Genomic DNA, 25,098 nt, shown 5'->3' with positions numbered 1-25,098 from the left:
TTTCTTAAGCCGGAATTTCTCCTTTATATAAGAAAGAAATAATTTCTTTGTTCATTTTGTCAACCATTTCACTGAATAAGTGGAATGATTCCTGTTTGTAGATGACCAATGGATCTTTCTGTTCGTAAACGGCACCTTGAGAAGATCTTCTCAGGTCATCCATTTCACGAAGGTGAAGTTTCCAGTTTTCATCGATGATTGATAAAGTAATGTTCTTTTCAAAATCGTTGATCAGGCTTTCACACTGAGTGTCATAAGCTTCCTTAAGATCAGCTACGATCGTCATTGTTTTGTGTCCGTCTGTGAAAGGAACCTGGATCATTTTGAACATTGAACCTTGATTCTGATATACATTCTCAATGATAGGGAATGATTTTTCTTTCAATAGGTTCAGTTTCATTTTGTAATCTTCCTGAGCTGCCTTGAAAACAAGATCCGTTAATTCCGGAAGCTGCTTGCTCTTGAAATCACTTTCAGAAACAGGAGATTCCATGGTGAAGAACTTAATGATATCGAATTCGAAATCTTTATAGTTTCCTGAAGCCTTTCCTTTGGCAACGATTGAATTGGAAACATCGAAGATCATATTTGTAATGTCATACTTCAGGTGATCACCGAATAGAGCATTCTTTCTTCTCTTATAGATTACATCACGCTGCTTGTTCATAACGTCATCATACTCAAGAAGTCTCTTTCTGATCCCGAAGTTGTTTTCCTCTACTTTTTTCTGAGCTCTTTCGATAGACTTGCTAATCATGGAATGCTGAATCACTTCACCTTCCTTATGACCCATTCTGTCCATCATTTTCGCGATTCTTTCAGAACCGAACAAACGCATTAAGTTATCTTCAAGAGATACATAAAACTGAGAGCTTCCAGGATCTCCCTGACGTCCCGCTCTACCTCTTAACTGTCTGTCTACACGTCTTGAATCGTGTCTTTCTGTACCGATAATAGCTAAACCACCTGCTTCTTTTACTTCTTTAGAAAGCTTGATATCCGTACCACGACCTGCCATGTTCGTTGCAATCGTTACAACTCCCGGTTGTCCTGCTCCGGCAACGATCTCTGCTTCCTTCTTGTGAAGTTTTGCGTTCAATACCTGGTGTGGGATTTTTCTTAACTGAAGGGCTTTGGAAAGCAATTGAGAGATTTCAACAGAAGTTGTACCTACCAGTACAGGTCTTTTTGCTGCTGTTAATTTTTCAATTTCCTCAATTACGGCATTATATTTTTCACGGTTAGTTTTGAAAACTAAATCCTGTTTGTCATTTCTTAAAATAGGACGGTTGGTAGGAATTACCACAACATCTAATTTGTAGATTTCCCAAAGTTCTCCCGCCTCTGTTTCAGCAGTACCCGTCATCCCCGCAAGCTTGTTGTACATACGGAAATAGTTCTGAAGTGTTACCGTAGCAAATGTTTGCGTAGCAGCTTCAATCTTTACATTTTCTTTAGCTTCGATCGCCTGGTGAAGTCCGTCTGAATAACGTCTTCCTTCCATGATACGTCCTGTCTGCTCGTCAACGATTTTTACTTCACCGTCTATCACTACATACTCATCATCTTTTTCAAATAATGTATAGGCTTTCAATAGCTGGCTCATCGTATGTACACGCTCAGATTTTTCAGCGAATTCAGAGAAAAGTTTTTCTTTAGCTTCGAATTCTTCTTCTTTGGATAAATTTCTGGCTTCAACTTCAGCGATTTCTGTTCCGATATCCGGAAGAACGAAGAAGTTGTTGTCAGAATTCCCCTGAGACATGTATTCTACTCCTTTGTCTGTAAGGTCTACCTGATTGTTTTTCTCTTCGATAACGAAGTAAAGGTCTTTATCTACGATTGGCATGTCACGGTTGTTGTCCTGCATGTACTGCGCTTCAACTTTCTGAAGCAAGGCTCTGTTTCCGCTTTCCGATAAGAATTTGATTAATTGTCTGTTTTTAGGAAGTCCTCTGTATGCCTGAAGCAATTTGAATCCTCCTTCTTTGGTGTTTCCTGCAGCGATTAATTTTTTCGCTTCATTAAAGATGGCAGAAACTGTTTTTTTCTGAACGTCAACGATTCTGTCGATAGAAGGCTTAAGAACATCAAATTCCTGTCTGTCTCCCTGAGGAACCGGACCTGAAATAATTAATGGTGTTCTGGCGTCATCTACCAATACGGAGTCAACTTCATCCACGATAGCAAAGTTTAATTCTCTCTGTACCAGTTCTGAAGGTGAAGTTACCATGTTGTCTCTCAGATAATCGAAACCGAATTCGTTGTTCGTTCCGTAAGTAATATCTGAATTGTATGCTTTTCTTCTTCCGTCTGAGTTCGGCTGGTGGTTATCGATACAATCGATAGACATTCCGTGGAACTGATAAAGAGGTCCCATCCACGCGGAGTCTCTTTTGGCAAGATAGTCATTCACCGTTACTACGTGAACCCCTCTTTCAGTAAGAGCATTCAGGTAAATAGGTAATGTTCCTACCAGGGTTTTACCTTCCCCTGTTGCCATTTCGGTGATTTTCCCGCTGTGAAGAATAACCCCTCCGATAAACTGAACATCATAATGGACCATGTCCCAAACTACAGGAGTCCCGGCTGCGTCCCATGAGCTTTTCCAGATTGCGGTATCTCCCTGAATTTCTACGAAATCTTTACCTGCCGCCGCCAATTGTCTGTCCCAATCTGTTGCAGTAGTACGGATTTGTCCGTTCTGAGCCCATCTTCTTGCTGTTTCTTTTACTAATGCAAAAGCTTCAGGAAGGATCTGGCCAAGAACTTTCTCTTCGATCTCGTATGATTCTTTTTTAAGAGTCTCAATCTTTGTGAAAAGAGCTTCTTTTTCATCAACGTTTGTTGAATTTTTGATCTGCTCTTGTACTTGTTCTATTTGAGCTGTGATTTTGCTGGTTGCAGTTTTGATATTTTCTTTAAACTCAGCAGTTTTCTCTCTCAAACCATCATCAGACAATTGCTGAATAGTTGGTTCAACAGCTTTGATTTTTGTTACAACTTTTTTTACTTCTTTTAGGTCCTGCGCTTTTTTGTCTCCCAAAAACCCTTTAAGAACTTTGTTTAAAAAACTCATAAATTTTTTGCTTTATGCTTAAAGTAATATGCTTTAAGCGTTGTATTGATACGCTTATCGTGTGAATTATATATAAAAAAAGGGCAAATAAGCTCTAAGCTACTGCTTAAAGCTTATTGCTTTAATTAATATTCGTCTTCGTTCCAAAGGAAATCCTCGTCGGTAGGATAATCGCTCCATACCTCTTCGATAGATTCATAGATCTCTCCTTCGTCTTCAATAGCCTGAAGGTTTTCTACTACTTCCATTGGTGCACCAGTTCTGATTGCATAGTCAATAAGTTCTGCTTTTGTCATTGGCCAAGGTGCGTCACTTAAATAGGAGGCTAGTTCTAATGTCCAGTACATAATTTTCTAATTTTTTTGCAAAAGTATAAAATTAGCTTATATTATACGCTTTTTTATACTTGATTTTCAATTCTTTTTATTAATTTTTGTTCATTGCACGTCATAGACTGCATTACAGCTGCGCCGGAAACTTACATGATGTCATTTTCTCAAAAACCATTCCACAAATTTTTTTATGCCATTTTGGAAGTCTGTGTCTGGTTTGTAGCCTATTAATGTCTTTGCTTTTGTGATATCTGCATTGGTTTTCTGGACATCTCCCGGCTGCATTGGCAGAATTTTTCTCGTGGCAGAGATTTTCAGGGTATTTTCTATGGTAGCCAACATTTCAGACAAGGTTACCACTTCGCTTTCCCCAAGGTTAATAATTTCATAGACCCCAGAATGGGTTTCTAAATAAAGGATAGATTTGGTAATTCCGTCTATGATGTCATCAATATACGTATAGTCTCTGGCCGTATTTCCGTCGCCGTAGAAAGGGATTTCCTGGCCTTCTGAGATCAGCTTGGTGAATTTATGAATGGCCAGATCCGGTCTTTGTCTCGGGCCATATACCGTAAAAAATCGTAAATGGATCATGTCTATTTGATATAGGTTATGATACACATAGCCTATAATTTCTCCACTTTTTTTTGTGGCGGCATACGGTGAGATAGGATTGTCCACATTATCTGTTTCCGCAAAAGGAACCTTTTCGTTGTTTCCGTACACACTTGAAGAGGATGCACACACGAATTTCTTGATATTGAATTCTTTGCAGAGTTCCCAAAGGTTCATGGTACCGCGTACATTCACCTCTTCGTATTCCAAAGGTCTTTCAATGGAAGGGCGTACGCCTGCAAGGGCTGCAAGATGGATAATAAGGTCTATCCTGTGGTCTTTAAAAATATGTTCAAGTCCTTCTTTATCACGGATATCCTGATAATATAGGTGATAGGTATCTGACTGGGAAATGTCAGTTAAACGTCTGATATCGGTCTCTTTGTCCGAAAACTCAAAATTCGAATTTTTATCAATAGACTCTAAAGTATTTTTAATTTTTATCTGATAATTATAGAAATCATCAAAATTGTCAACGTTTATGACAGAATGTCCATTTCTTAATAATTTTTCTATTAAATGGGAACCTATGAATCCGCTTCCTCCAGTTACAAGATAAGTCATTTGTGGTTTTTTAATGGCAAATTTATTAATAATACTTGAATGCTGTTTTCATACTTTTGTTAGAAAATATAATAATGATCAATTTCCGAAAACTATTTGTATTACCCAAGGAAGAAGATGAAGAATTTACATTTCATGAAATAGAAGAAGGAATTTATTTTCGGGGACACAATTTATGGCTTCTGGTGATTTCTATGGGTATTGCATGTGTAGGTCTGAATATCAATAGTTCAGCTGCTGTTATTGGTGCGATGCTTATTTCTCCGATAATGGGGCCAATTGTAGGAATGGCCTTTGGTCTTTCTACAGGAAACAAGAGACTTATAAAACTGGGAATTATCAATTGGGTTCTGATGATTGTTGTTGCGATTTGTTCTTCCGCCTTGTATTTTTTTGTTTCTCCTTTTCACTCAGAGACTTCACAATTGGAAAGTTTTAAAACAGCTACAATTTTTGATTGTTTTTTGGCTTTATTAGGTGGCTTCGCCTGGTTTCTGGGGATTGTTAGGAAGGAAGCGGTAAAAGTAATTGCGGGTGTTGCGGTTTCCACGGCATGTATTCCGCCTCTTTGTACAGCCGGTTTCGGAATAGCAAATGCAAATTGGGAGTATTTTTGGGGAGGTTTCTATTTTTATCTTATCAACTGCTTTTTTATAGGGGTGGGGACCTGGATATTAAGTATATTTTTAGGTTACCAGAGGTATTATAGAATGAAGGATAAATCTCACAACCGTAAAATTTCTGGTTTAATTAGCCTGCTTTCCATCGTTATATTATTTCCAAGTATTCTTCTGACGAAAAAGAAATGGGAGAAGGAAAGGCTAAAGGAGCGTGCGGAAAATTATATTAAAAACATTAAAGAAAACCACTCGGAATTGGCTATTATCAGTTATGAGGCTTTTAAAGAGAATGATCAGGATTTTTTGAGGATAACACTTTTGAATGACAGTGTTACTATCAGTAAAAAAAGGCTGGATGCCCACAATGATTTGGTAAAAGATATTCACCTGATATGGCAATATTCCCCAGGGGCAAGAAGTACTGGAAAATCGGAAATGCTGAGGCTCCAAAGTCAAATAACAGCTCTGAAAGATGAAATAGATCGTATAAAATCTCAGAACAAAATCAAATAAATTTAATTTTAATATATTTACGTATAAACAGAACAATTATGCAGTTTCAAGGGCAAATTTTAAAAATGACGAGCTACGACGCACAGCCGATCCAATATTATCTGAATCTTTCAGGAGATCTCATTCATATGAACGAGCTTTTCGGAAAAGAGTTACGTATAAAGCATGTCGGATTTCAGTGTGTCAACTGCGGAGAAAACAAGCCTATTTATAGGATGGGATTCTGCAAAAGCTGTTTCTTTGAAAGTCCTTATGCGAGTGATACAATCATCCGTCCTGAGCTTTCCACGGCGCATTTAGGAGTGGGTGAACGTGATCTGGAAGTGGAAAAACAAATCCAGTTGCAGCCTCATACCGTATATCTTGCCTATACAGGTGATGTAAAAGTAGGAGTAACAAGAAATACCCAGATCCCTACAAGATGGATCGATCAGGGAGCTACTTTTGCACTGCCGATCGCCAGAACAGAGAACCGTTATGAAGCAGGAATGATAGAAGTTGCTTTAAAAGATCATCTTCCTGACAAAACAAACTGGAGAAAAATGCTTCAGGATGATTTTGAGGGAGAAATGGATCTCGCCGATTTTCAACAAAAGATCAGGCAATATTTTCCAGAGGATTTTCAGAAATTCTACAGTGAAGGAGAAGATCTTTGGAGATTTGATTATCCTTTTGAAAAGCCGGAAAAAGTAACCTCATTCACGCTCGATAAAAAACCTGAGTTTACAGGAAAACTGACAGGAATAAAAGGACAGTATTTAAGTTTTCAAGGGGGTGATTTCATTAATGTGAGAGGACATGAAGGCTATGTGATAGAGCTGGAGATTAAAAACTAATCTTACTTTAAAGCTAATAACCACCAAATCAAAAATATGAAAAAATGGGTCAAAAAGTTATTAATAAGCCTGGGAATTCTGCTGCTGATTCTTCTTGCCGCGAATTTCGGTTTGAATATATGGCTTAAAACCCAGCTTCCGGATTATATCAAGAAAAATACAGATTACAAAGTTTCCTATAAAACCCTGGATGTGGATTTGGGTTCAGGAAACATTTTTGCTGCGGGAATTACCGTAAACAACAAAGATCCTCAAAATACGAATGTTATTGGCCTCCAGGGAACGATCGATACATTGAAAATCAGTCGTTTTGGGATTTATGATGCTATTTTTAATAAAAGAATCAGTTCATCAGACCTTCTGCTGGCGAAGCCTAATTTAAATATCAGCCTTGCAAAACCGGTAGACCGTAAAACCGGAAAAAAACGAAATCCTTTTCTGTTTGAAAATATCAGAATCAATAAAGGGACGATCAATATTTTCAAGCATACCAAACAGAAATTTTTATCTGTTCAGCAGCTGGATCTCTTTGTAGAAAATCTACAGATGACCGAAGAATCAGTAGAGGATAAACTTCCTGTGGTTTTTGACCGATATGATATTAAAGGAAAGAATTTTTTCTTCCGGCCGAATGAGGTGTATGCCGTCACGACCAATACGATCACAACTTCAAACGGGCAGATGTCTGTTGAGAATTTCCGGCTTATTCCGCTTCTGTCTTTCAGCCAGTTTAAAAGATTTTATCCTCAAAAACCCAAACTCTTTGAGTTTTCCATTCCCAAAATGGATTTTAAAGACGTGGTTTTAGCTAAAAATAAAATTTCACTGGCCAATGCTGATTTCCAAAATCCTGTCTTTACCGTCTATAATACAGGAGTAAAAGCCAAAAAGCGGGAGAAAAAGCTAAATTTTGAAGTTAATTTAGAAGATATAAAACTTACTAATGCCTCAATACTGATCAATAAACCTGATGGAAACAGGCTGCTATCCGCAAAATCACTGAATGTAAAAGTTAATCAGCTTAAATTGGATAAGGTGACTGCAGAAGAGGTAATTCCTGTAGGATATAAAGATTTTCATTTTTCAGGAAAAGATATTCAGTACTCCAATCATCAGAATTTTACGGTTGAAAGCATTGCATTAAACCCCAAAAGCGGCGAAATCAGGAACCTGATATTGTCTCCCGGGACTCCGGAAACGGGAAAAGGTTCGATGGATCTGAAAACCGGACATATTGCCTTTCATATCAACAAGCTTGAGTTTGTAGAAAAAAAACTTAATCTGGACCTCAAAGATGTCCTTGTTGAGAATGTAAGCGGAACCATAAAAGCAGGCGAGAATAAGCCCCAAAAGAATCCTCGTCCGGGAATTATAAATTCGGTCATAGTTCGGAAAATGTCCCTTAAAAATTCTGATATTGTTTATGACAAAGGAAAGCAGCCGCTAGCCTTTCATGATCTGAATGCGACGATCAATACCATTGAAATAGCACCTAAACCCAATAATCAAGGACTTTCCTTCAAAGTAAAAGATTATTTTCTGACCACGCGGAACTTTGCGTACAGAACACAATTTTACAATCTGAGTGCCGGGCTTTTAAAATTAAATAAAAACAAGATACAGGTTAATAATTTTGTGATGAAACCTCTCGTTTCGAGAGCCCAGTTTATCAAAATGATACCTGTGGAGCGCGATCTGTATGACATCAAAGTTTCTCAGATCGCAGCAGACGGACATTGGGATTTGTTCTCAGATCATCAGTCAATCAATGCCTCCAATGTGACGGTTCTTGGGGCAGATGCCAATATTTTCAGAAGCAAAATCCCGAATGACGACCCAAAAGTGAAGCCGCTATATTCTAAACTGCTCCGTTCCATAAAAATACCATTGACGGTTAATAATCTGGATCTGAAAAACTCAGTTTTAGTCTATGAAGAAGATACTCCGGAAAGTGCAGGACCAGGAAAGCTGACCTTTGCTAATTTTAATATGAACGTTAAAAACCTGAACTCTGCAAAGACAAAAGGAAAGCCGACAAAAGTTGATATCAGAATCAACTGTTCGTTTATGAATCTGGCACCGCTTTCAGTGAACTGGAATTTTGACGTAGCAGATCATAATGACGGTTTTGCCATTTCAGGAAAAACATCCAACCTCCCGGCAAGCGGCATTAATCCATTTATCAGGCCCTATCTACATGTAACGGCTACTTCCGGGACGATCCAGGAAATGTTGTTTAATTTCAAAGGTAACCCTGCAGGGCTGCATGGAACATTTAACCTGAAACATAAAGATCTTAAAATTGCAGTCCTAAATAAGGACAACCTTGAGAAAAAAGGAGTACTGACGGCAGTTGCCAATCTTTTTATCAGATCTGCTTCCGGAAGATTTCCGGAAGCCGTGGCTGTGGAAAATGTTGAACGCGATCCTACGAAGTCATTTTTTAATCTTTTCTGGAAAGGAATCGAGCAGGGGTTAAAGAAAACTCTGATCGGAAAAAATGTTGACAAAACAGAAAAAACCGTTAAAAAAGCAGTCACTTCTGTAAAAGAAGTGAAGCAGACAGTAAAAGATCTGAAACAGGAGATCAAAGCAAAGAAAGAAGAGCCTAAGCCACAGGAAGAGAAAAAGGAAAAGAAGGGTTTTCTAAAGAATGTGTTCAAGAAAAAAGAAAACCCCGAAGCTGAATAGTTTCGGGATGTATCTTGATGCTCTCATCGAAGTGAGATCAGAAATTAAATTCGTCGCTTTCCTGAACGGGAATATCTCTTAGAAATTCATCAAATTTTTCACCAGGATAGTTGCTGTCCGCTCCATAAGAATCTATGATCATTCCTCGGTTTCCGGCATTGTCTTTCACGACATATAATACCGCACTATCATCCGGGTTGCTATCACCTTCGAAACGGTATGTTTTTAAAATGGTAAGTTCAGAAGGCTGATACACTTTTTCTGAATTTTCAAATTTCATTTCGCAGTTTTCATTCATTCTGAATTCCCGGTGTATTCTTCTTCCTGCAAGGGTATTCATGACCTGGCTTAAGGTGGTCATTCTATCATTATAATCAGAATTATCCATAATATTATTTTTTAAGGTAAGTACAATAATTACACCATTAATCTTGTGAATTTAATTGAAAAAGCAATTATGTTTTTGATCAAAATAAAGTTTAATGTTAACAAAATTTATAATTTATAGCAAAGAAATAGGTATGCTTTTTGCAGTAACGATATTAATAAATCGGACAAAATATGAAAAAAGAAGTTGGCGTTTTACTGGCAGGAGGTGTTGGTCTTTTGGCAGTATTAGGTTTTATTGGACTAAAAAAGATATTGACTAAAAAAGATAAAAAATATAGTGATACCTACTCGGATTATCATAGACATTTTGATGAAAAAAACCACGAAGATGAATATCACGGAGTGGAGTTTTATGCGCTGAAGTAGTAAAAGAATATATTTTAATTATGTTTAAATCCGGTTCCTTTTAAAGGAGGCGGATTTTTTTTGTGGATAACTTTAATGTTAAAACTCATTATTTTATAGAAAAAGCATTCTAATTTTACATGACCATGCAGGACGAAAATTTCATAAAAGGACAGGGAGCACAGCGGAACGTTATTAATCGTTTCGACAGGTATACCTATGAACCTGAAGATGAAGATTTCGAAGCCGTAAAGACCACTTTTACAGAAGTTTTTCCTAAAACCATTGTCAATCAGGTGAAAAGCGAAGATCTTCCCATGGAATATTCTATGAATCCCTATCAGGGTTGCGAACACGGATGTTCCTACTGTTTTGCAAGACCCACTCATGAATATTGGGGCTACAGCGCAGGAATTGATTTTGAAAGACAAATCATGGTCAAGAAAAACGCTCCTGAACTATTGGAGAAGTTTTTCCAAAAAAGAGGCTATAAACCTGCACCCATCCTTCTTTCAGGAAATACCGACTGCTATCAGCCTGCAGAAAGACAGTTTGAGATCACTAGGAAATTGCTTCAGGTGTGTCTGGATTACAGACATCCTGTCAATATTCTGACAAAAAATGCACTTGTTCTGAGAGATCTGGATATTTTAAAACCTATGGCAGAGCAGAATCTGGTTTCTGTATCTTTAAGTATTCCTACTATTAATGAAGATCTTAGACGAAAAATGGAACCGCGGACCAGTTCGGCCCCTAATAAATTAAAAGCGATACAGGTTCTTACAGAGAACAAAATTCCTGTACACGTTATGGTGGCACCTATCATTCCGGGATTGAACAGTGATGAACCATTGACTATTTTAAAAGCAATTTCAGAGGCCGGAGCTTTGAGTTTCGGTTACACCCTGGTACGGCTGAATGACACGGTAGAACCTGTTTTTATAAAATGGATTGAGTCTCATTTTCCGGACAGGGCACAAAAAGTTTTAAATCTTATCCGTTCTATGCGGGGCGGAAAACTCGGAGATAAAAGATATTTTGAACGACAGAGGGGAGAGGGTAATATCGCTGAAATGATTCACAATACATTTAAGATCGGGAGAAAGAAATTTTTCGAAGGCAGAGAATTTCCCAAATTATCAAGTGCCAACTTTACAGGAGCAAAAGATCAACAGTTACGACTGTTTGAGTAATTTGAGATTTTCCGGGTTTGTATTTTAATAAGTAAAAGAAAACCACCCCAAAAAGATAGCCTTTTACAAATAAGTCGATTTTTTCTAATGAATAATGGGCTCTTCACCATCAGGACAAAGAAATTCACTGCGGCATAAGGCGCGATAAGTAATTCCGTCACTGCATACATAAAAACAGTCTCCGGGAAAAGGGTAACTTATTCCTCCTGAAATAGTTTTCAGTTTGCTTTTAGTCAGCTTTTTTAAATTTTTCATATTATTTTATTGGTAATTAAATGGTAGTAATGACTTTGGATTTTTTAATAAGATAAAAACCGCTCCAAAAGAAACGGTTTTATTTATTCGGTCTGATTTTCAATTTTACATAGTGTTATCCGGACATTTGAAATCATCACTGCAAGTGGCACAAACTACGGTGCCGTTGCAATAATACATACAGAATTCCGGTTCCGGAAGTTTAATTCCTCCTGCCCCGGAAATGCTTTTTAATTGGCTTTTGTCTAGTTTTTTTAAATTTTTCATATTGTTTTAATTAAAAATTTGATAGTAAAGTAAATATAATTAAAATATTTTTAACCAAAATCAAATTAGGTAAATTTTTATATAAATGTTTTCAGACAAAGAATTATCCACTATAAATGTCATTTTATAGTGAATAAAATGGTTTAAAGCTTTGATTGTTAATGAAAAAATATTTAATTTTAAATAAAACAAAGCGTTATCCGAAAAGCTGATAGAGTAGGAAACCCAAAAACAAAAACTATGAAAAATCTAAAAAAACTTTCCAGAGAAAACCAAAAGAAAATTTCTGCCGGAGATCTGACACCTTCTTTCTGTTTTGAAGGAGAAGGGCCGGGTACCGGAGGCTGCTCAGCAGGTCAGATCTGTTCGGGAGGCAAATGTGTACCCTATGTAGATCCCGGAACCGGAGGTGGTGGTGGAACTGGCGGCGGCGATACCTATACGTGTATCTGTCCCTGGGGCACTTTTACGCAGACCACTCCATGTCCTGAATTTTATTGTATTACAGGATAAAGCCAATTACAACAGATTATAACTGTGAAAAATTTAAAGAAAATTGAACGGAAGATCTCAAAAATATAAGTGGGGGATTTTGAAATAAGAGATACATTTGAAGACCCTTGTGAAGCACTGAACAGTGCGGGTATGGGATGTTACCGATTTAACAGCTGTACGCTATCCTGTGAACCAACGCCTTGCGGACTTGGTTTCTAGCCATTTGCCAGGATAAAAGATAAAAGTCAATAATTGATCTGAGAGTTACAACATTACGTTAATAACCGAAATACAGATCAATTATTGACTTTTTTATATTACTTTTTGATAAGACCTAATTCTATAAGTCTTTCATGTAAAAACTCTCCTGCAGTAGTATCTTCATACAGTTTAGGATTGTTTTCGTCAATACAGTTTTCAAGAGCATTAAGCGACATTCCGCTTACCGGGTGCATAAAGAAAGGGATTGAGTATCTTGAAGTTCCCCACAATTCTCTTGGCGGATTGACCACTCTATGAATCGTAGATTTTAATTTGTTGTTCGTATGTCTAGACAACATATCTCCAACATTGATCATCAATTCGTCCGGTTCTGCAATAGCATCGATCCATTCCCCATTATGGTTTTGAACCTGTAAGCCTTTTCCCTGAGACCCCATCAGCAGGGTAATCAAATTGATGTCTCCATGAGCTGCAGCTCTTACGGCATCATCTGGCTCCTGAGTGATTGGCGGATAGTGGATTGGTCTTAAAATAGAGTTTCCTTCTGCGATCTTATCGTCAAAATAAAACTCATCCAAACCAAGATACAATGCCAAAGCTCTTAGCACATACTTCCCTGTTTTTTCAAGCATCTGGTAAGTTTCTTTACCTACCTCGTTGAATTTTGGAAGTTCGTCAACGATTACGTTATCAGGATATTCCTTTTTGTATTTTGAATCATCGGACACATACTGTCCGAAATGCCAAAATTCTTTCAGGTCTCCTTTTTTGAAACCTTTTGCAGTTTCTTTACCGAACCCTACATAACCTCTCTGGCCTCCAATTCCGGGAATCTCATACTTCTGTTTAGTTTCCGTTGGAAGTTCAAAAAAGTTTTTCACCTCTCCATATAAGCCTTCTACTAATTGATCGTCAAGAAAATGGCCTTTTAAGGCTACAAAACCAATTTCTTCGTAAGCTTTTCCGATTTCATTTACAAATTTCTGTTTGCGTTCCGGGTTGTCCGAAAGGAAATCACGCAGGTCTACACTAGGTATTTTATCCATTTTTAGAAATTTAACGTGGTGCAAAATTACATCTTTTTTGAATTAAATGTTTTTAGAATTAAGTATTTATAAGTTAAATTTGCTGTATGAAAAAATATTCTTCAAAGAGAAGTATTCAGATACTTGCCCATCTTCTTCAGCAGTACGGAATTTCAGATGTCATCATTTCCCCGGGATCCAGAAATGCACCCCTGGCGATTCATTTTTCAGAAATTGATGCGTTCAACTGTTACAGTATTGTAGATGAGAGGAGTGCAGCTTTTGTGGGAATAGGTATGGCTAAGAGTGAGAAAAAACCAGTGGCAATAACTTGTACCAGCGGTTCTGCGGTGGCCAATTATTACCCTGCAGTCACAGAGGCTTTTTACCAGAATGTTCCGCTTTTGATCCTGACTGCCGACCGTCCTACAGATTTTGTAGATATTTTCGATGGGCAAACCATCAGACAGAAGGATATTTTTCATCAGCATTCTTACGGTGACTTTCAGCTCGTGGAAGACAGCAAAGAGAATGCAGAAGACATTAATTTTGACATTATTAAAAAAGCGATTGAGCTCTGTTTTGAAAAGCAGGGGCCGGTCCATATCAATATTCCATTGGAAGAGCCTTTGTATGAACTGGTTTCGGAACTTCCTTCTTTCCCTACCGTTGAAAAAACGATCAGGCATAAGGAGTATGAAGTTCCTTCCAACTTAATAGCAGACTGGCACACTTCTCAAAGGATCATGATTTTAGTGGGAACCAGAGATTACAGCCCGGAGTTGGAAAACCAATTGACACAGCTTGTGAAAAATCATTCTGTTGTTGTATTGAGTGAAGCAAACTCCAATCTGTATCATGAAAAGTTCTTCAGACATATTGACCGTTATATCTTCAATTTCACAGAGGAAGATTATAAAACCTATGCTCCGGATCTTTTGATTACAGTAGGGCAGAACGTGGTTTCTAAGAAAGTAAAGCAGTTTATGAGAAATGCACGTCCTAAACAGCACTGGCATCTGGATGAAGTATGGCAGCCGGATACCTATTTCTCTCTGACGGAAAAAATTGAGGTGAAGCCTGAAGTTTTCTTTTCTAAACTTTTAAAATTTATCAATCTTGAGCCAAGGCCTTATTTTAATCTTTGGGATGTTTTAAGGGATAAAAAAGATGCTAAACACGAACTTTTCCTTAACAAAGCGGAATTTTCGGATTTTTATTTCTTTAATAAAGCTTCGCAGACCATTCCTCAAAACTATAATATCCACTTCAGTAATTCTTCAGCGATCAGATATGCGCAGCTGTTTGATTTCGGAAAAAGAAAAATGTATTGTAACAGGGGAACGAGCGGTATAGATGGATCTACTTCTACAGCCATGGGGTTTGCTATAAAAAATGCCAATCCGACACTGCTTATTACAGGAGATTTAGGGTTTTTCTATGATATCAACGGACTTTGGAATCAATACATCCCACCGTTTGTGAGGATCATCATTTTCAATAACGGTGAAGGAAATATCTTTAAGATCATTCCGGGACCCGGCAATGCGAATCCTAATACTTTAGACGAGTTTATTGCAACCAAGCACCGCAAACATGCTGAACATTTGGCAAAACATTTCGGCTTCTCCTACATTAAAGTGGAAGATGAGCCTACGCTGGACAGAGTGCTGGAGAACTTCTTTAAACCAGATCTGCAGCCGAAGATCCTGGAAGTGAATACATACGGGAAAAACAGCGCAGATGTTCAGAAGGCCTACTTCGAATTCATGAAAGGAAATTAATAGTCTAGGTATTCTTCATTTCCCGGCAGATTGTTAATCTTGTCAATAGGATAAATAAACATATCATCAAAGTCATTCAGGGCATTAATCAGTTGGAAATGAGAAAACTGCTTAATGTTCTGAAGGGTGACTTCAGTTTCTTTTATTTTCTTGTGTTTCAGAAGGTTCTGTCTCTGTACTCCGTTCAGAAGGTAGGTGTTGGGCGTAAACCAGTCCTTCCCTTTTAGGAAAAGAATATTGGAAAAAGAAGTATCTGTGATGTGGTTATTTTTGATAATAATGATCTCCTCTGCTTTGGATTTCATCTTCATTTTCTCCAGCTCTTTACGGTCCTCAAACTTGAAAGAATAGTCAAAAATGTTATTTTCAACCAGTTGGAAGCTTTGTATCTCGGGAATCGCGTATGGAATCATTTGGGTTCGGACTCTTTTATCAAGATCATAAGAAAGTCTCAGCTTGAACAGACCGTCTTCATCGTGTTCAAGGTTTTTGAAGATCTTACCCAGATCAATAGAACCCTCTTTTCCGAAATGGGCAAACGTCTGGTTAACACGTTTTTGATGTAGTTCCAAAAGGAAAATATCCTGATCTTCTACCTTTATGCTTTCAATGAATTGGGACATAGATTTTATTTTTCATTTCCTGATATTCGTCTTCTAATTTACTCATGTGTGTTATACCTCCACCACTTTTGAAATAAAGGAGGTCTCCCTCTTTTTCAATAAAGCGTATCATAACGCAGCTGTCGAGGTTCTCACCGTCAAACCAGCCGCATACTCCGGTATAATATCCTCTGTCGTATCCTTCTGCTTCCAAGATTATTTCCAGTGTTTTGGGCTTTGGAGCTCCCAGAATTGATCCGGCAGGAAGCAGTTTTTTCATCATGCTTCCGATCTTTCCTTTAAACTCCGGTTTTACCTTTCCTGAAATTTCAGAACTCATGGCATACAGATCTTTCTGTTGGGTTCTGATGAGTTCTATATGCTGAAACTGATCAACTTTTACATCATCTGCTACCATGCTCAGATCATTTCGAAGAAGATCCACTACAGTATAATGCTCGGCTTTTTCTTTTTTGTCATTTTTCAAAACTTCAGCGGCGTTTTCCAATGATGCATCAATAGTACCTTTCATAGGATAGGTTAAAATTTTGCCGTCTATAATCTTTACAAAAGTTTCAGGAGAAAAAAATACAAAAAAATCTTTACAAAACACTTTGTACTTTGCAATTGAGTGATAAAAAATTTCTTCGAGGCTTAAATTCGTCTGGACTTTGGTCTTTCTGGTATAATTGGCAAGGTAAGAATTTCCGAGACGGATATTTTTCTGAACTTTGTCAAATCCTTCTTTAAAGCTTTCCAGCGTCTCAGGAAACGCCGTCCACTCAATTTTTTTATTGAGATTATGTTTCTGTTCAGAGTTTGAAAAGCTTTGAAAATCAATTAATAAGCCTGATTCTTTAATTTCATCTTCTCGATACACTTCTACATTTTCCGAAAGGAAATCGATCATGAAAAAATAGGGAACCTTCTGAAGGGAAAGTTCGTCCATTTCGAGAAATTTTTGATGATTCATTGAAAACATCCTGCAAAAATAATTAATGATGACTACTTTTGTGTAAAATTTTTTTGATGCAGAGTAAATATCCTCAGAAACCGGGAATAGATTTTATATTGAAGCAGGCTTTTTTCTATTGGAATAAGACCCTCTTCTTTCAACTGGTATTTTCAATCTTCTATTTTGGAATCTTTTTTTCAGTGCTTTTCTTCTTAGACGGAAGGTATGGGGTTTTAACCCAATATATAGAAGCCGCTAAAAATGTGAACCTGGGGATGAATGCCTCGGAACAGATGTTAAAGATGCAGTCCAATCCCGGACTCATCTATTTTTCCTGGGCTGTTATTGGAACAATGGTCTTTCTTTATCCCCTGAATATAGGCTTTTATAATATTTACAGGAAGATTGACCTGAAAGAAAAACTAGAGCTGGGAGATCTTCTTGTGGGATACAACGGGCTTAATTTTTTCAAATATATCGGATATTATATCTTCTGGTTGTTTGTCTATATCTACACATTTCAGACCATTATACTTGGTGTTGCGTGGGTGATGGTCACAATTTTTGTGGCACCGCTGATGTTTTTTACAGACAAAAGGATTTTTGAAGCGATTTCTTTAAACTTTCAGGCGCTCAGAAAGTACTTCCTGGAAATACTGGTATGTATCATAGTCGCTCTTTTCTTTAAATATATTGGCTTCGCACTGTTTTTTGTGGGAGGTCTGTTCACGTTTCCTTTTTGGAATGCCATGATTTATTCCCTGTATAAAACAATTTTCTCGGAAAAAAGTTAAAATTTACATAGGTTTAATATGTTTTTCTTCCAAAAAAAGTTAATTTTGAGGAAAATCATTAAATATTAAACTATGTCAGAATTTAACGAATTTGACCAACAGGGGTCTGTTCCAAACAAAGATACGGGATCTATTATTTCGCATTCTTTTGAAATGTATAAGGGAGTCTTCCTATATGGTATTGTAGCGATGGTAATTTACATGATAGCAGGTTTTGCGATCCAGTTTATTACCGGGTTCAATTCTGCTTCCATGATGGAAGAAATGCAAGAGGCAGGAGGGGATTATTCTTCCTTTAGCTACTGGAATGTACCGGGATTTTCGCTTTACCTTTCATTGTCAGGTCTTTTGGGAATCTTAGTAGCTCCATTATATGTAGGTTTAATCTACATTGTTAGTAAGTACAATACTAAAAGCCAGATCGATTTTGCTGATCTGTTCATTGGATACAAACAGAATTTTGTCAATATCCTGATCTACAGTATTATTTCAGGGATTATTTCCAGTGTTGCGATGGCCTTGTGTTTCTTCCCGTTCATTTTTGTTTACCCTTTCCTATTGTTGGGTTATCCTATCTTATTATTCGAAAATGCATCAGCTACTGAAGCTTTAGGAAAGTCTTTTAATATTGCAAAAGAAAATTATGGAACGTTTCTTGGAGCAACGGTTGTAGGAGGCTTGATTTCTATTGCAGGAGTTATTTTATGCGGTATCGGTATTATTGCAACAGCGCCATTCATGATGATTGTTATGTATTCTGTATACTGTGCATTTTTAGGCAAGCCCAGACAGATTGAATTTAAAAAATAAATAAGATAAATGATAAATAAGGATAAGCAGATAAGCAACGTTGCGATAAAGCAGGTCGCTTTGCTGGCTATAATTTTGGTTTTGGCTGGGTTAATCTGTTTTAACCTTTCTCTTTTTATACCGTCGGTTCTCGGAGCGATCACCATTTATGTGGTCTGCAGAAGGTATAATTTCTATTTGCAGGAAGAAAAAAAGTGGAAACCGTGGCTCGCAGCCCTTGTTTTGATGCTGGCAAGTCTTGTCATCCTTATTCTTCCCATCTATTTTATTGCCGATCTGCTGATCGAGAAACTGGGAAATGCCCAGGTTTATATGACTAAATTCAATGTATTTCTCGATAAAATACATTCATATATCTATTCGAAAACAAATTTTGATATTCTCAGCAAAGAGAATATGGATAAAGTAAAAAGTTCTGCCGGAAAGGTTTCTACTTCTGCGGTTAGCGGGACTTTCAACACTCTTACTGTGGTGATGTCCATGTATTTTATTCTTTATTTTATGCTGGCAAGTCCGAGGTTGTTTGAGAGAATTCTCAGTTCTTCCGCTCCATTAAAGAGAGCTAATATTTCTTTGATCGGCGAGAAACTTAGAAAACTGATCATGGCCAATGCCATTGGAATACCTGTTGTAGCATTAGGACAGGGGATTGTAGCACTTATAGGATACTTCATTTTTGGAGCACCAAGTCCGATCCTTCTTTTCGCATTGACGGCTGCAGCTTCTATGGTTCCGGTTGTTGGGGCAGCTATAATTTATGTTCCAGTCTGTATCTTTATGATCGCAGAGGGGAATACGGGACAAGGGCTTGGCCTTGCTGCCTATTGTTTGATTGTTGTAGGACTTACCGATAACCTGCTCCGTTTTACGCTCCTAAAAAAGCTGGAAAATATCCATCCGCTGAATACCGTATTTGGAATTATCATGGGGATGAATTTATTCGGTTTTATGGGGCTTATTTTCGGACCCATTCTTATCTCGTTTACCTTACTGCTTATTCAGGTGTACAGAAATGAATTTTCGGATGAAGATACACCGCCTGAGCTTGAGTTGCCCAATAGAGATAATGATCAGGAAAATAGAGTTGATTTAATTGTATAAAAGTGGAAGGAGTAAATTCAGAAATATTAAAAGAGATCTGTATCGTCAAGATGCCTTTTGGAAAATATCAGGGAACAATTCTTGCTGACCTTCCGATAAGCTACCTGGAATGGTTTAACAGAAAGGGAATGCCTGCTGGAAAGCTAGGTATGCAGCTTGCAACGGTTTACGAAATTAAGCTGAATGGCCTGATGGAACTGCTTATTCCGATTAGGGCTTCTTTGAGATAGTAGGTTTGTTCCAAAAAAGTATAAATTTAGGGGCGGCATCGAAGATGCCGCCCCTAAATTATTTTATATCAATCGATTATTCTTTTAAAGCCGCAATCTCATCTCTTAGCTTGGCTGCTTTTATAAAGTCAAGATTTTTAGCTGCTGCTTCCATCTCTTTTTGCTTCTGCCCGATGATTTTTTCAATGTCTTCCCCTCCATAGCTGGCTTTTGTTTCCGCTGCTTTTTGCAGGATTTCCTTTTGGGTATATTTTGGATCAGGGAAATCTTTGCTTCTGCCGACCAGATTTTCAGAGATCTTTTTATTTAAGGCTGTTGGAACCTTATTGTTGTCTTTATTGTATTGTATCTGCTTTTCACGGCGATAGTTTGTTTCATCTATCGTTGCCTGCATAGATTTTGTCATTTTATCGGCATACAGAATAGCCTTACCGTTAAGGTTTCTTGCAGCACGGCCCACCGTCTGAATCATTGATCTTCTGCTTCTTAGCATTCCTTCCTTATCTGCATCCAGGATGGCTACTAAAGAAACTTCAGGTAAGTCCAAACCTTCTCTCAATAGATTGACCCCAATCAAGACATCGAAAAGTCCCACACGCAGATCGTGCATGATCTGGATACGTTCCAGCGTTTCCACATCCGAGTGGATATATCTTGTCCTGATCCCGAATTTTACAAAATACTTGGTCAGTTCCTCAGCCATTTTCTTGGTTAGGGTGGTCACAAGAACCCTTTCGTCAGCATCAGATCTTTTCTGGATCTCTTCCATTAAATCATCAATCTGGTTTAAACTTGGTCTCACCTCAATGATAGGGTCGAGAAGACCGGTCGGTCGGATGATCTGTTCAACGTACGCTCCCCCGGATTTTTCAAGCTCATAGTCTGCTGGTGTTGCAGAAACGTAAATGACCTGATTTTGAATAGATTCATATTCTTCAAATTTCAATGGCCTGTTGTCCATCGCAGCAGGAAGACGGAATCCATATTCCACTAAAGCTTCTTTTCTGCTTCTGTCGCCGCCGTACATAGCGTGCACCTGAGGTACGGTAACGTGGCTTTCATCAATAACCATGAGATAGTCCTTCGGAAAATAATCCAATAAACAGAATGGTCTCGATCCCGGGAGTCTGCCATCTAAATATCGGGAATAATTTTCAATCCCGGAGCAATATCCAAGCTCTTTTATCATTTCCAGATCGAGCTCAGTTCTTTCCTGTAATCTTTTGGCTTCCAGTGGTTTTCCTATTTCGCTGAAGAAATCCACCTGTTTCACCATGTCATCCTGAATATTCTTAATCGCTCCGTTCAATGTTTCTTTTGAAGTCACAAAAAGGTTGGCAGGATAGATCTGAATTTGGTCAAAACTCGCAGTAACATTTCCTGAAACCGGATCAAAACTTTGAATTTTTTCAATCTCATCACCATAAAACTGAATTCTCACCGCATTATCTGCATAAGCCGGAAATACATCTATCACATCTCCCTTTACTCTGAATGTACCTCGTTGAAAATCGCTTAAGGTTCTGGAATATAAAGCATTAACTAGCGAGTGAAGAAAAGCCGTTCTCGTCACTTTCTCTCCAATAGCAATTGATATCAATGACTTATGGAACTCCGCGGGATTTCCCACACCATAAATGCAGGATACTGAAGCAACGATTAAAACATCCCGTCTTCCGGAAAGTAAGCTTGCAATAGCGGAAAGACGTAGTTTTTCAACTTCTTCATTGATGCTCAGGTCTTTTTCGATATAGGTTCCCGTTGTCGCAATATAAGCTTCCGGTTGATAATAATCATAGTAACTTACAAAATATTCTACAGCATTTTCAGGAAAGAATTCTTTAAATTCCATAAAAAGCTGTGCTGCCAATGTTTTGTTGTGAGCCATGACAATCGTTGGCTTTTGTACATTTTGTACAATATTGGCAACGGTAAAGGTCTTTCCGGAACCCGTCACACCCAGAAGGGTCTGGTATTTTTCGCCGATCTCAATACCTTCTGTAAGTTTTTCGATCGCTTGTGGCTGGTCGCCGGTAGGTTTATATTCTGACTGAAGATTGAAGTTCATAGGAAATGATGTATACAACAAAAATACGAAAGAAATTTTTAGCCTTCATAATGTATTTGGAGATGAATAGTTGGATTATCCATTTTTCATCCATCTGTGCTGAATACAAAATACCAAAAACGCTACACGGGTAGCGTTTTTTCTTATGATGAATTTACTGGAAACTCATTGTGGCTGGCAGCTTGTAGATGCTTGCTATAGCTTTCCCATTTCTTGTAGCTGGTTTCCAGGCAGCTCCATTATTTACTACAGTAATGGTCTTGATCATTTCTTTATTGAAATTTTCATTATCACCTGAAGCCGTTATTTGATTTACTTTCCCGGTTTCATCAATGTGTATAAATGCAGTTGTTTTTACGAATTTCTCTTTTCCGCTAAATATACTGGTATCAAGCATTGACCCAATTTTTGTACGAAGCGATTTTTCTCCTTCAGGAAATTCCGCCTGAATAACATCTTGGTTCTGTTGCGTGTTTACATTTGTGTTAATACCTTCATTGCTGGCTGTTTTTCTTGGAGAAATAGTATCCGAAACTACTTTTACCATTTCTTTTTTGGTTCCCATTGCGGACTGTGATTTTACGTCCACTGTTTTTTCGAAATAATTTTGGACAATTAAATTAGCTTGTGGCGATTGCTGTTTTTTTAGTGTCCCGGCATTGTTGGAGACCTGCATTGTTGATGAAATTCCTGTTTCTTTACTGTTGACTTTTTGAGTGTCTGCTGTAAGCGCTGGGCTGACAGCGTATGTCCTTTCTGCGAATAAAGCCGCAGCAGCCATCATTGCTGTGATTCCAGCCGCTTTTTTCAGGACAATGAATTTTGATTTTTTTGTGGTCATCATAATAAATCGTTTTTTGGTGTTGTTAAAATTAAATGAATGGGTGAGTGGCAGATTCTGACGGTTAATAATCTCTTTAAGGATTAAATTCTGATACTCTTTAATGCTGAAGCTGTTATTTAAAACAACTTCATCTGCAAGAAATTCATGATTGGTAAGGATCGCCTTCTTATAAAGAAAGAGAACAGGATTAAACCAGGTGAATATCTTAATAATATCCAGAAAAATGAGGTCCAAGCTATGTTTTTGATCAATATGGCCCTTCTCATGGAGAAAAATTCTTGTATCAACCCTATTGTTTTCTATGTAAGTCTCACCCAAATAAATGGTGTTCCAAAAGCTAAACGGCGAAATGTTTTCTTTTGTGACCATAATGCTGTGATTCTGATATATTCGTCTTTCACCTTGTATTCTTTTAACGGCTCTGATCGAAAGAATACTTCTTATCAGTAGGAAAAGTGTAACCACTCCATAAATGATCCATATGACAGTCATCCAATTGGAATTTTCCTGTTCAGGCTGAGCAAGGATGATTTGCTGTGCTGTATCTTCAAACAGTATTTTAACTTTGTTCTCAGGTTTTGGAAGATGCAATGTGATAGAGATGAACGGGATCACATACGAAACAATCAATGAAAGCAACAGATAAAACCGGTTGAACCGATACATTTTCTCTCTCTCCAAAAACAGGTAGTACACACCGATGAAAAGGGAAGAGCAAAGAATGATTTTTAGAATAATGGGTAACATGTTATTCCTTTATTTGCTGGTCTATAATATCTCGGAGTTCTTTCAGCTGCTTTTGACTGAATTGAGCATTCGTAGTGAAAAAAGAAGCAAACTGAGTCACCGAGCTGTTGAAAAAACGGTCAATCATAGAGGTCATTTCCTCGTTGAAATATTCCCCTTTTTCTACTTTTGGATAGTATTCACGGGAATTTCCATACAGTTTATAGCCTACCAGATCCTTATTCTGCATTCTCTTCAACAGGGTAGCGATGGTAGTGGCTGCGGGTTTCGGGTCCGGATAAGAATCCAGAATATCTTTCATGAAAATACGCTTCTTTTCCCAAAGGATTTCCATTAGATTTTTCTCCGAATCGGTTAACTTTATATCTTTCATTCTACAACATTGTAATTTGTTCTACAAATGTAGAATAAAAATTTAGACCTGCAAATTTTTATGGCATTATTTTTCTATCTATCTTTTTACCATCTAATCACAACACTATGAAATTCAATCCTATTTACGTACCAGCACTCAGTGTTTTTTTACTTTTGTCTTCGTGTAATAAGAACAATGCCAATGCCCAGCAGACGGGAATCGATGGCAGTGTAGAAACCGAAAAGCCCAATACAAACTATAGACCTGCCTTTAAAGGGCAGACCAGAATCAAGGCAGTAAAAACGTCTACCGCTTATAAGGTGGAAGTACTGAATAAAGATCTTGGAAGGCCTTGGGGGATTATCAATCTTCCGGATGGGAAATTCCTGATTACCGATAAAAACGGCCACATGAACGTAGTTTCTGCAGATGGAAAAAAGGTTTCTAAAATTGATGGATTTCCAAAAGTAGATGCAAAAGGGCAGGGAGGAATGCTGGATGTAGCCCTTGATCCGGATTTCAAATCCAATAATATCATTTATTTTAGCTTTTCAGAACCTTTTGGACAAGGGAATTTGACTTCTGTAGGGAAGGGTAAACTTTCGGCAGATCTCAAAAATATTTTAGAAGTTAAAGTTATTTTCCGTGCAGAACCTTCTTATGACGGAGATAAACATTATGGAAGCAGGCTTGCATTTGACAAAGACGGAAACCTGTTTGTAAGTACGGGAGAAAGATCGGATAAAGAAACGCGGGTGTATGCCCAGAAAACCGATAATTATTTAGGGAAAATTTTAAAAATCACTAAAGACGGGAAACCAGCTCCGGGAAATCCATTCATTGGAAAAGAGGGATATAAACCAGAGATTTATGCCTATGGGGTAAGAAATCCACAGGGAATGGCAATAGATCCAAACGGAGCGCTCTGGGATGTTGAAATGGGCCCTAGGGGAGGAGATGAAATCAATCTTATACAGCCAGGAAAAAATTACGGCTGGGGAGATGTGACGTACGGAATTGAATATTCCGGAGCCAAAGTAGGAAACGGAATTACCCAAAAAGAAGGGACCGAACAGCCTGTATATTACTGGGATCCCGTGATCTCTCCAAGTGGAATCGCGTTCTATACCGGAAACATCGAAGAATGGAAAGGAAACCTTATCATCGGATGTCTGAGTGGTGAGCACATCAACAGGATCGTGATGAAGGATAATAAAGTGGTGGGCGAAGAACGTCTTCTAGCCGATCAAAAGGAACGGTTCAGAGATGTTCTGAATGGGATGGATGGCAATCTTTATGCAGTAACCGACAGTGGAAAACTCTATAAAATTTCAAAAAAATAAAAAAATCTCCAGAAATTTTCTGG

General features: G+C 37.9%; 24 protein-coding genes. 12 read left to right on the top strand and 12 right to left on the bottom strand.

Translation table 11 applies throughout. The annotated features are described in order from the left end of the window. Positions 1-4: 4 nt before the first annotated feature. From secA to HHL23_RS03070, 3 genes are all read right to left on the bottom strand, one after another. A complete protein-coding gene (gene secA, locus HHL23_RS03080) occupies positions 5-3,079 on the bottom strand; it encodes a preprotein translocase subunit SecA (RefSeq protein WP_169233355.1) in 3,075 nt (1,024 codons plus the stop codon). Between the two features lie 125 nt (positions 3,080-3,204). Then, positions 3,205-3,426: a DUF2795 domain-containing protein gene (locus HHL23_RS03075; protein ID WP_002662059.1), complete on the bottom strand. Its 222-nt coding sequence runs from the start codon at positions 3,424-3,426 to the stop codon at positions 3,205-3,207. A gap of 141 nt (positions 3,427-3,567) precedes the next feature. Beyond that, positions 3,568-4,590, bottom strand: a complete 1,023-nt coding sequence (locus tag HHL23_RS03070; RefSeq protein WP_169233354.1) for a GDP-mannose 4,6-dehydratase — start codon at positions 4,588-4,590, stop codon at positions 3,568-3,570. A 74-nt stretch (positions 4,591-4,664) separates the two neighbouring features. Between HHL23_RS03070 and HHL23_RS03065 the strand changes: the two genes are divergently transcribed. From HHL23_RS03065 to HHL23_RS03055, 3 genes are read left to right on the top strand one after another with little or no spacing between them, the layout of a single operon-like run. Next, complete coding sequence (locus HHL23_RS03065) at positions 4,665-5,723, top strand: DUF389 domain-containing protein (RefSeq protein WP_169233353.1); 1,059 nt, start codon at positions 4,665-4,667, stop codon at positions 5,721-5,723. Positions 5,724-5,761: 38 nt separating this feature from the next. Beyond that, positions 5,762-6,559: a DUF2797 domain-containing protein gene (locus tag HHL23_RS03060; protein WP_169233352.1), complete on the top strand. Its 798-nt coding sequence runs from the start codon at positions 5,762-5,764 to the stop codon at positions 6,557-6,559. A 36-nt stretch (positions 6,560-6,595) separates the two neighbouring features. After that, a complete protein-coding gene (locus tag HHL23_RS03055) occupies positions 6,596-9,250 on the top strand; it encodes a hypothetical protein (protein WP_169233351.1) in 2,655 nt (884 codons plus the stop codon). Between the two features lie 37 nt (positions 9,251-9,287). On the opposite strand, the gene HHL23_RS03050 is transcribed toward HHL23_RS03055, so the two are convergent. Then, a complete protein-coding gene (locus HHL23_RS03050; RefSeq protein WP_169233350.1) occupies positions 9,288-9,638 on the bottom strand; it encodes a hypothetical protein in 351 nt (116 codons plus the stop codon). 173 nt (positions 9,639-9,811) lie between these two features. Between HHL23_RS03050 and HHL23_RS03045 the strand changes: the two genes are divergently transcribed. Next, positions 9,812-10,006 carry a hypothetical protein gene (locus tag HHL23_RS03045; RefSeq protein ID WP_034739952.1) on the top strand — a complete coding sequence of 65 codons (195 nt, stop codon included), beginning with the start codon at positions 9,812-9,814 and terminating at the stop codon, positions 10,004-10,006. 125 nt (positions 10,007-10,131) lie between these two features. After that, positions 10,132-11,178, top strand: a complete 1,047-nt coding sequence (locus HHL23_RS03040) for a PA0069 family radical SAM protein (protein ID WP_169233349.1) — start codon at positions 10,132-10,134, stop codon at positions 11,176-11,178. Between the two features lie 84 nt (positions 11,179-11,262). Here the strand turns inward: HHL23_RS03040 and HHL23_RS03035 are convergent, their stop codons facing one another. After that, positions 11,263-11,433: a bacteriocin-like protein gene (locus tag HHL23_RS03035; RefSeq protein ID WP_169233348.1), complete on the bottom strand. Its 171-nt coding sequence runs from the start codon at positions 11,431-11,433 to the stop codon at positions 11,263-11,265. A gap of 105 nt (positions 11,434-11,538) precedes the next feature. Next, positions 11,539-11,700, bottom strand: coding sequence for a bacteriocin-like protein (locus HHL23_RS03030; RefSeq protein ID WP_169233347.1), 162 nt, complete (start codon positions 11,698-11,700; stop codon positions 11,539-11,541). 240 nt (positions 11,701-11,940) lie between these two features. On the opposite strand from HHL23_RS03030, the gene HHL23_RS03025 reads away from it, so the two are divergent. After that, the gene (locus HHL23_RS03025) at positions 11,941-12,213 is read left to right on the top strand and encodes a bacteriocin-like protein (protein WP_169233346.1); all 273 of its coding nucleotides are present in this window, start codon (positions 11,941-11,943) and stop codon (positions 12,211-12,213) included. Positions 12,214-12,512: 299 nt separating this feature from the next. On the opposite strand, the gene HHL23_RS03020 is transcribed toward HHL23_RS03025, so the two are convergent. Then, the gene (locus HHL23_RS03020) at positions 12,513-13,463 is read right to left on the bottom strand and encodes an isopenicillin N synthase family dioxygenase (protein WP_169233345.1); all 951 of its coding nucleotides are present in this window, start codon (positions 13,461-13,463) and stop codon (positions 12,513-12,515) included. A gap of 86 nt (positions 13,464-13,549) precedes the next feature. Here HHL23_RS03020 and menD point away from each other — a divergent pair, with 86 nt between their 5' ends. Beyond that, complete coding sequence (gene menD, locus HHL23_RS03015) at positions 13,550-15,226, top strand: 2-succinyl-5-enolpyruvyl-6-hydroxy-3-cyclohexene-1-carboxylic-acid synthase (RefSeq protein ID WP_169233344.1); 1,677 nt, start codon at positions 13,550-13,552, stop codon at positions 15,224-15,226. On the opposite strand, the gene HHL23_RS03010 is transcribed toward menD, so the two are convergent. Both HHL23_RS03010 and HHL23_RS03005 read right to left on the bottom strand, forming a co-directional pair. Beyond that, entirely contained in the window at positions 15,223-15,849 is a 627-nt protein-coding gene (locus HHL23_RS03010) for an aminotransferase class IV (RefSeq protein ID WP_169233343.1), read from the bottom strand. The genes menD and HHL23_RS03010 overlap by 4 nt on opposite strands. Beyond that, positions 15,833-16,810 carry an aminodeoxychorismate synthase component I gene (locus tag HHL23_RS03005; protein ID WP_169233342.1) on the bottom strand — a complete coding sequence of 326 codons (978 nt, stop codon included), beginning with the start codon at positions 16,808-16,810 and terminating at the stop codon, positions 15,833-15,835. The genes HHL23_RS03010 and HHL23_RS03005 overlap by 17 nt, the downstream gene beginning before the upstream one ends. Before the next feature lie 47 nt (positions 16,811-16,857). On the opposite strand from HHL23_RS03005, the gene HHL23_RS03000 reads away from it, so the two are divergent. The 4 genes from HHL23_RS03000 (at position 16,858) to HHL23_RS02985 (ending at position 19,718) form a co-directional block, all read left to right on the top strand. Continuing rightward, positions 16,858-17,577 carry a hypothetical protein gene (locus HHL23_RS03000; protein WP_169233341.1) on the top strand — a complete coding sequence of 240 codons (720 nt, stop codon included), beginning with the start codon at positions 16,858-16,860 and terminating at the stop codon, positions 17,575-17,577. Between the two features lie 72 nt (positions 17,578-17,649). Next, positions 17,650-18,387: a beta-carotene 15,15'-monooxygenase gene (locus tag HHL23_RS02995; RefSeq protein WP_169233340.1), complete on the top strand. Its 738-nt coding sequence runs from the start codon at positions 17,650-17,652 to the stop codon at positions 18,385-18,387. Positions 18,388-18,396: 9 nt separating this feature from the next. Beyond that, complete coding sequence (locus tag HHL23_RS02990; RefSeq protein WP_169233339.1) at positions 18,397-19,488, top strand: AI-2E family transporter; 1,092 nt, start codon at positions 18,397-18,399, stop codon at positions 19,486-19,488. 2 nt (positions 19,489-19,490) lie between these two features. After that, positions 19,491-19,718, top strand: a complete 228-nt coding sequence (locus HHL23_RS02985) for a DUF3820 family protein (RefSeq protein WP_169233338.1) — start codon at positions 19,491-19,493, stop codon at positions 19,716-19,718. A gap of 76 nt (positions 19,719-19,794) precedes the next feature. On the opposite strand, the gene uvrB is transcribed toward HHL23_RS02985, so the two are convergent. The 3 genes from uvrB to HHL23_RS02970 form a co-directional block, all read right to left on the bottom strand. Further along, entirely contained in the window at positions 19,795-21,786 is a 1,992-nt protein-coding gene (uvrB, locus tag HHL23_RS02980) for an excinuclease ABC subunit UvrB (RefSeq protein ID WP_169233337.1), read from the bottom strand. A gap of 154 nt (positions 21,787-21,940) precedes the next feature. Then, the gene (locus HHL23_RS02975) at positions 21,941-23,377 is read right to left on the bottom strand and encodes a M56 family metallopeptidase (RefSeq protein ID WP_169233336.1); all 1,437 of its coding nucleotides are present in this window, start codon (positions 23,375-23,377) and stop codon (positions 21,941-21,943) included. 1 nt (position 23,378) lies between these two features. Next, positions 23,379-23,750: a BlaI/MecI/CopY family transcriptional regulator gene (locus HHL23_RS02970; RefSeq protein WP_169233335.1), complete on the bottom strand. Its 372-nt coding sequence runs from the start codon at positions 23,748-23,750 to the stop codon at positions 23,379-23,381. 107 nt (positions 23,751-23,857) lie between these two features. On the opposite strand from HHL23_RS02970, the gene HHL23_RS02965 reads away from it, so the two are divergent. Beyond that, positions 23,858-25,075: a PQQ-dependent sugar dehydrogenase gene (locus tag HHL23_RS02965; protein WP_169233334.1), complete on the top strand. Its 1,218-nt coding sequence runs from the start codon at positions 23,858-23,860 to the stop codon at positions 25,073-25,075. The last annotated feature ends 23 nt before the right edge of the window (positions 25,076-25,098 follow it).

It is taken from the genome of Chryseobacterium antibioticum (assembly GCF_012927325.1).
GTDB lineage: Bacteria > Bacteroidota > Bacteroidia > Flavobacteriales > Weeksellaceae > Chryseobacterium > Chryseobacterium antibioticum.
This window is presented reverse-complemented; position numbering and strand designations above follow the sequence as displayed.

Coding starts and splice junctions, on each gene's coding strand:
- secA (WP_169233355.1), bottom strand. CDS start 3,079: ATGAGTTTTTTAAACAAAGTTCTTAAAGGGTTTTTGGGAGACAAAAAA.
- HHL23_RS03075 (WP_002662059.1), bottom strand. CDS start 3,426: ATGTACTGGACATTAGAACTAGCCTCCTATTTAAGTGACGCACCTTGG.
- HHL23_RS03070 (WP_169233354.1), bottom strand. CDS start 4,590: ATGACTTATCTTGTAACTGGAGGAAGCGGATTCATAGGTTCCCATTTA.
- HHL23_RS03065 (WP_169233353.1), top strand. CDS start 4,665: ATGATCAATTTCCGAAAACTATTTGTATTACCCAAGGAAGAAGATGAA.
- HHL23_RS03060 (WP_169233352.1), top strand. CDS start 5,762: ATGCAGTTTCAAGGGCAAATTTTAAAAATGACGAGCTACGACGCACAG.
- HHL23_RS03055 (WP_169233351.1), top strand. CDS start 6,596: ATGAAAAAATGGGTCAAAAAGTTATTAATAAGCCTGGGAATTCTGCTG.
- HHL23_RS03050 (WP_169233350.1), bottom strand. CDS start 9,638: ATGGATAATTCTGATTATAATGATAGAATGACCACCTTAAGCCAGGTC.
- HHL23_RS03045 (WP_034739952.1), top strand. CDS start 9,812: ATGAAAAAAGAAGTTGGCGTTTTACTGGCAGGAGGTGTTGGTCTTTTG.
- HHL23_RS03040 (WP_169233349.1), top strand. CDS start 10,132: ATGCAGGACGAAAATTTCATAAAAGGACAGGGAGCACAGCGGAACGTT.
- HHL23_RS03035 (WP_169233348.1), bottom strand. CDS start 11,433: ATGAAAAATTTAAAAAAGCTGACTAAAAGCAAACTGAAAACTATTTCA.
- HHL23_RS03030 (WP_169233347.1), bottom strand. CDS start 11,700: ATGAAAAATTTAAAAAAACTAGACAAAAGCCAATTAAAAAGCATTTCC.
- HHL23_RS03025 (WP_169233346.1), top strand. CDS start 11,941: ATGAAAAATCTAAAAAAACTTTCCAGAGAAAACCAAAAGAAAATTTCT.
- HHL23_RS03020 (WP_169233345.1), bottom strand. CDS start 13,463: ATGGATAAAATACCTAGTGTAGACCTGCGTGATTTCCTTTCGGACAAC.
- menD (WP_169233344.1), top strand. CDS start 13,550: ATGAAAAAATATTCTTCAAAGAGAAGTATTCAGATACTTGCCCATCTT.
- HHL23_RS03010 (WP_169233343.1), bottom strand. CDS start 15,849: ATGTCCCAATTCATTGAAAGCATAAAGGTAGAAGATCAGGATATTTTC.
- HHL23_RS03005 (WP_169233342.1), bottom strand. CDS start 16,810: ATGTTTTCAATGAATCATCAAAAATTTCTCGAAATGGACGAACTTTCC.
- HHL23_RS03000 (WP_169233341.1), top strand. CDS start 16,858: ATGCAGAGTAAATATCCTCAGAAACCGGGAATAGATTTTATATTGAAG.
- HHL23_RS02995 (WP_169233340.1), top strand. CDS start 17,650: ATGTCAGAATTTAACGAATTTGACCAACAGGGGTCTGTTCCAAACAAA.
- HHL23_RS02990 (WP_169233339.1), top strand. CDS start 18,397: ATGATAAATAAGGATAAGCAGATAAGCAACGTTGCGATAAAGCAGGTC.
- uvrB (WP_169233337.1), bottom strand. CDS start 21,786: ATGAACTTCAATCTTCAGTCAGAATATAAACCTACCGGCGACCAGCCA.
- HHL23_RS02975 (WP_169233336.1), bottom strand. CDS start 23,377: ATGTTACCCATTATTCTAAAAATCATTCTTTGCTCTTCCCTTTTCATC.
- HHL23_RS02970 (WP_169233335.1), bottom strand. CDS start 23,750: ATGAAAGATATAAAGTTAACCGATTCGGAGAAAAATCTAATGGAAATC.
- HHL23_RS02965 (WP_169233334.1), top strand. CDS start 23,858: ATGAAATTCAATCCTATTTACGTACCAGCACTCAGTGTTTTTTTACTT.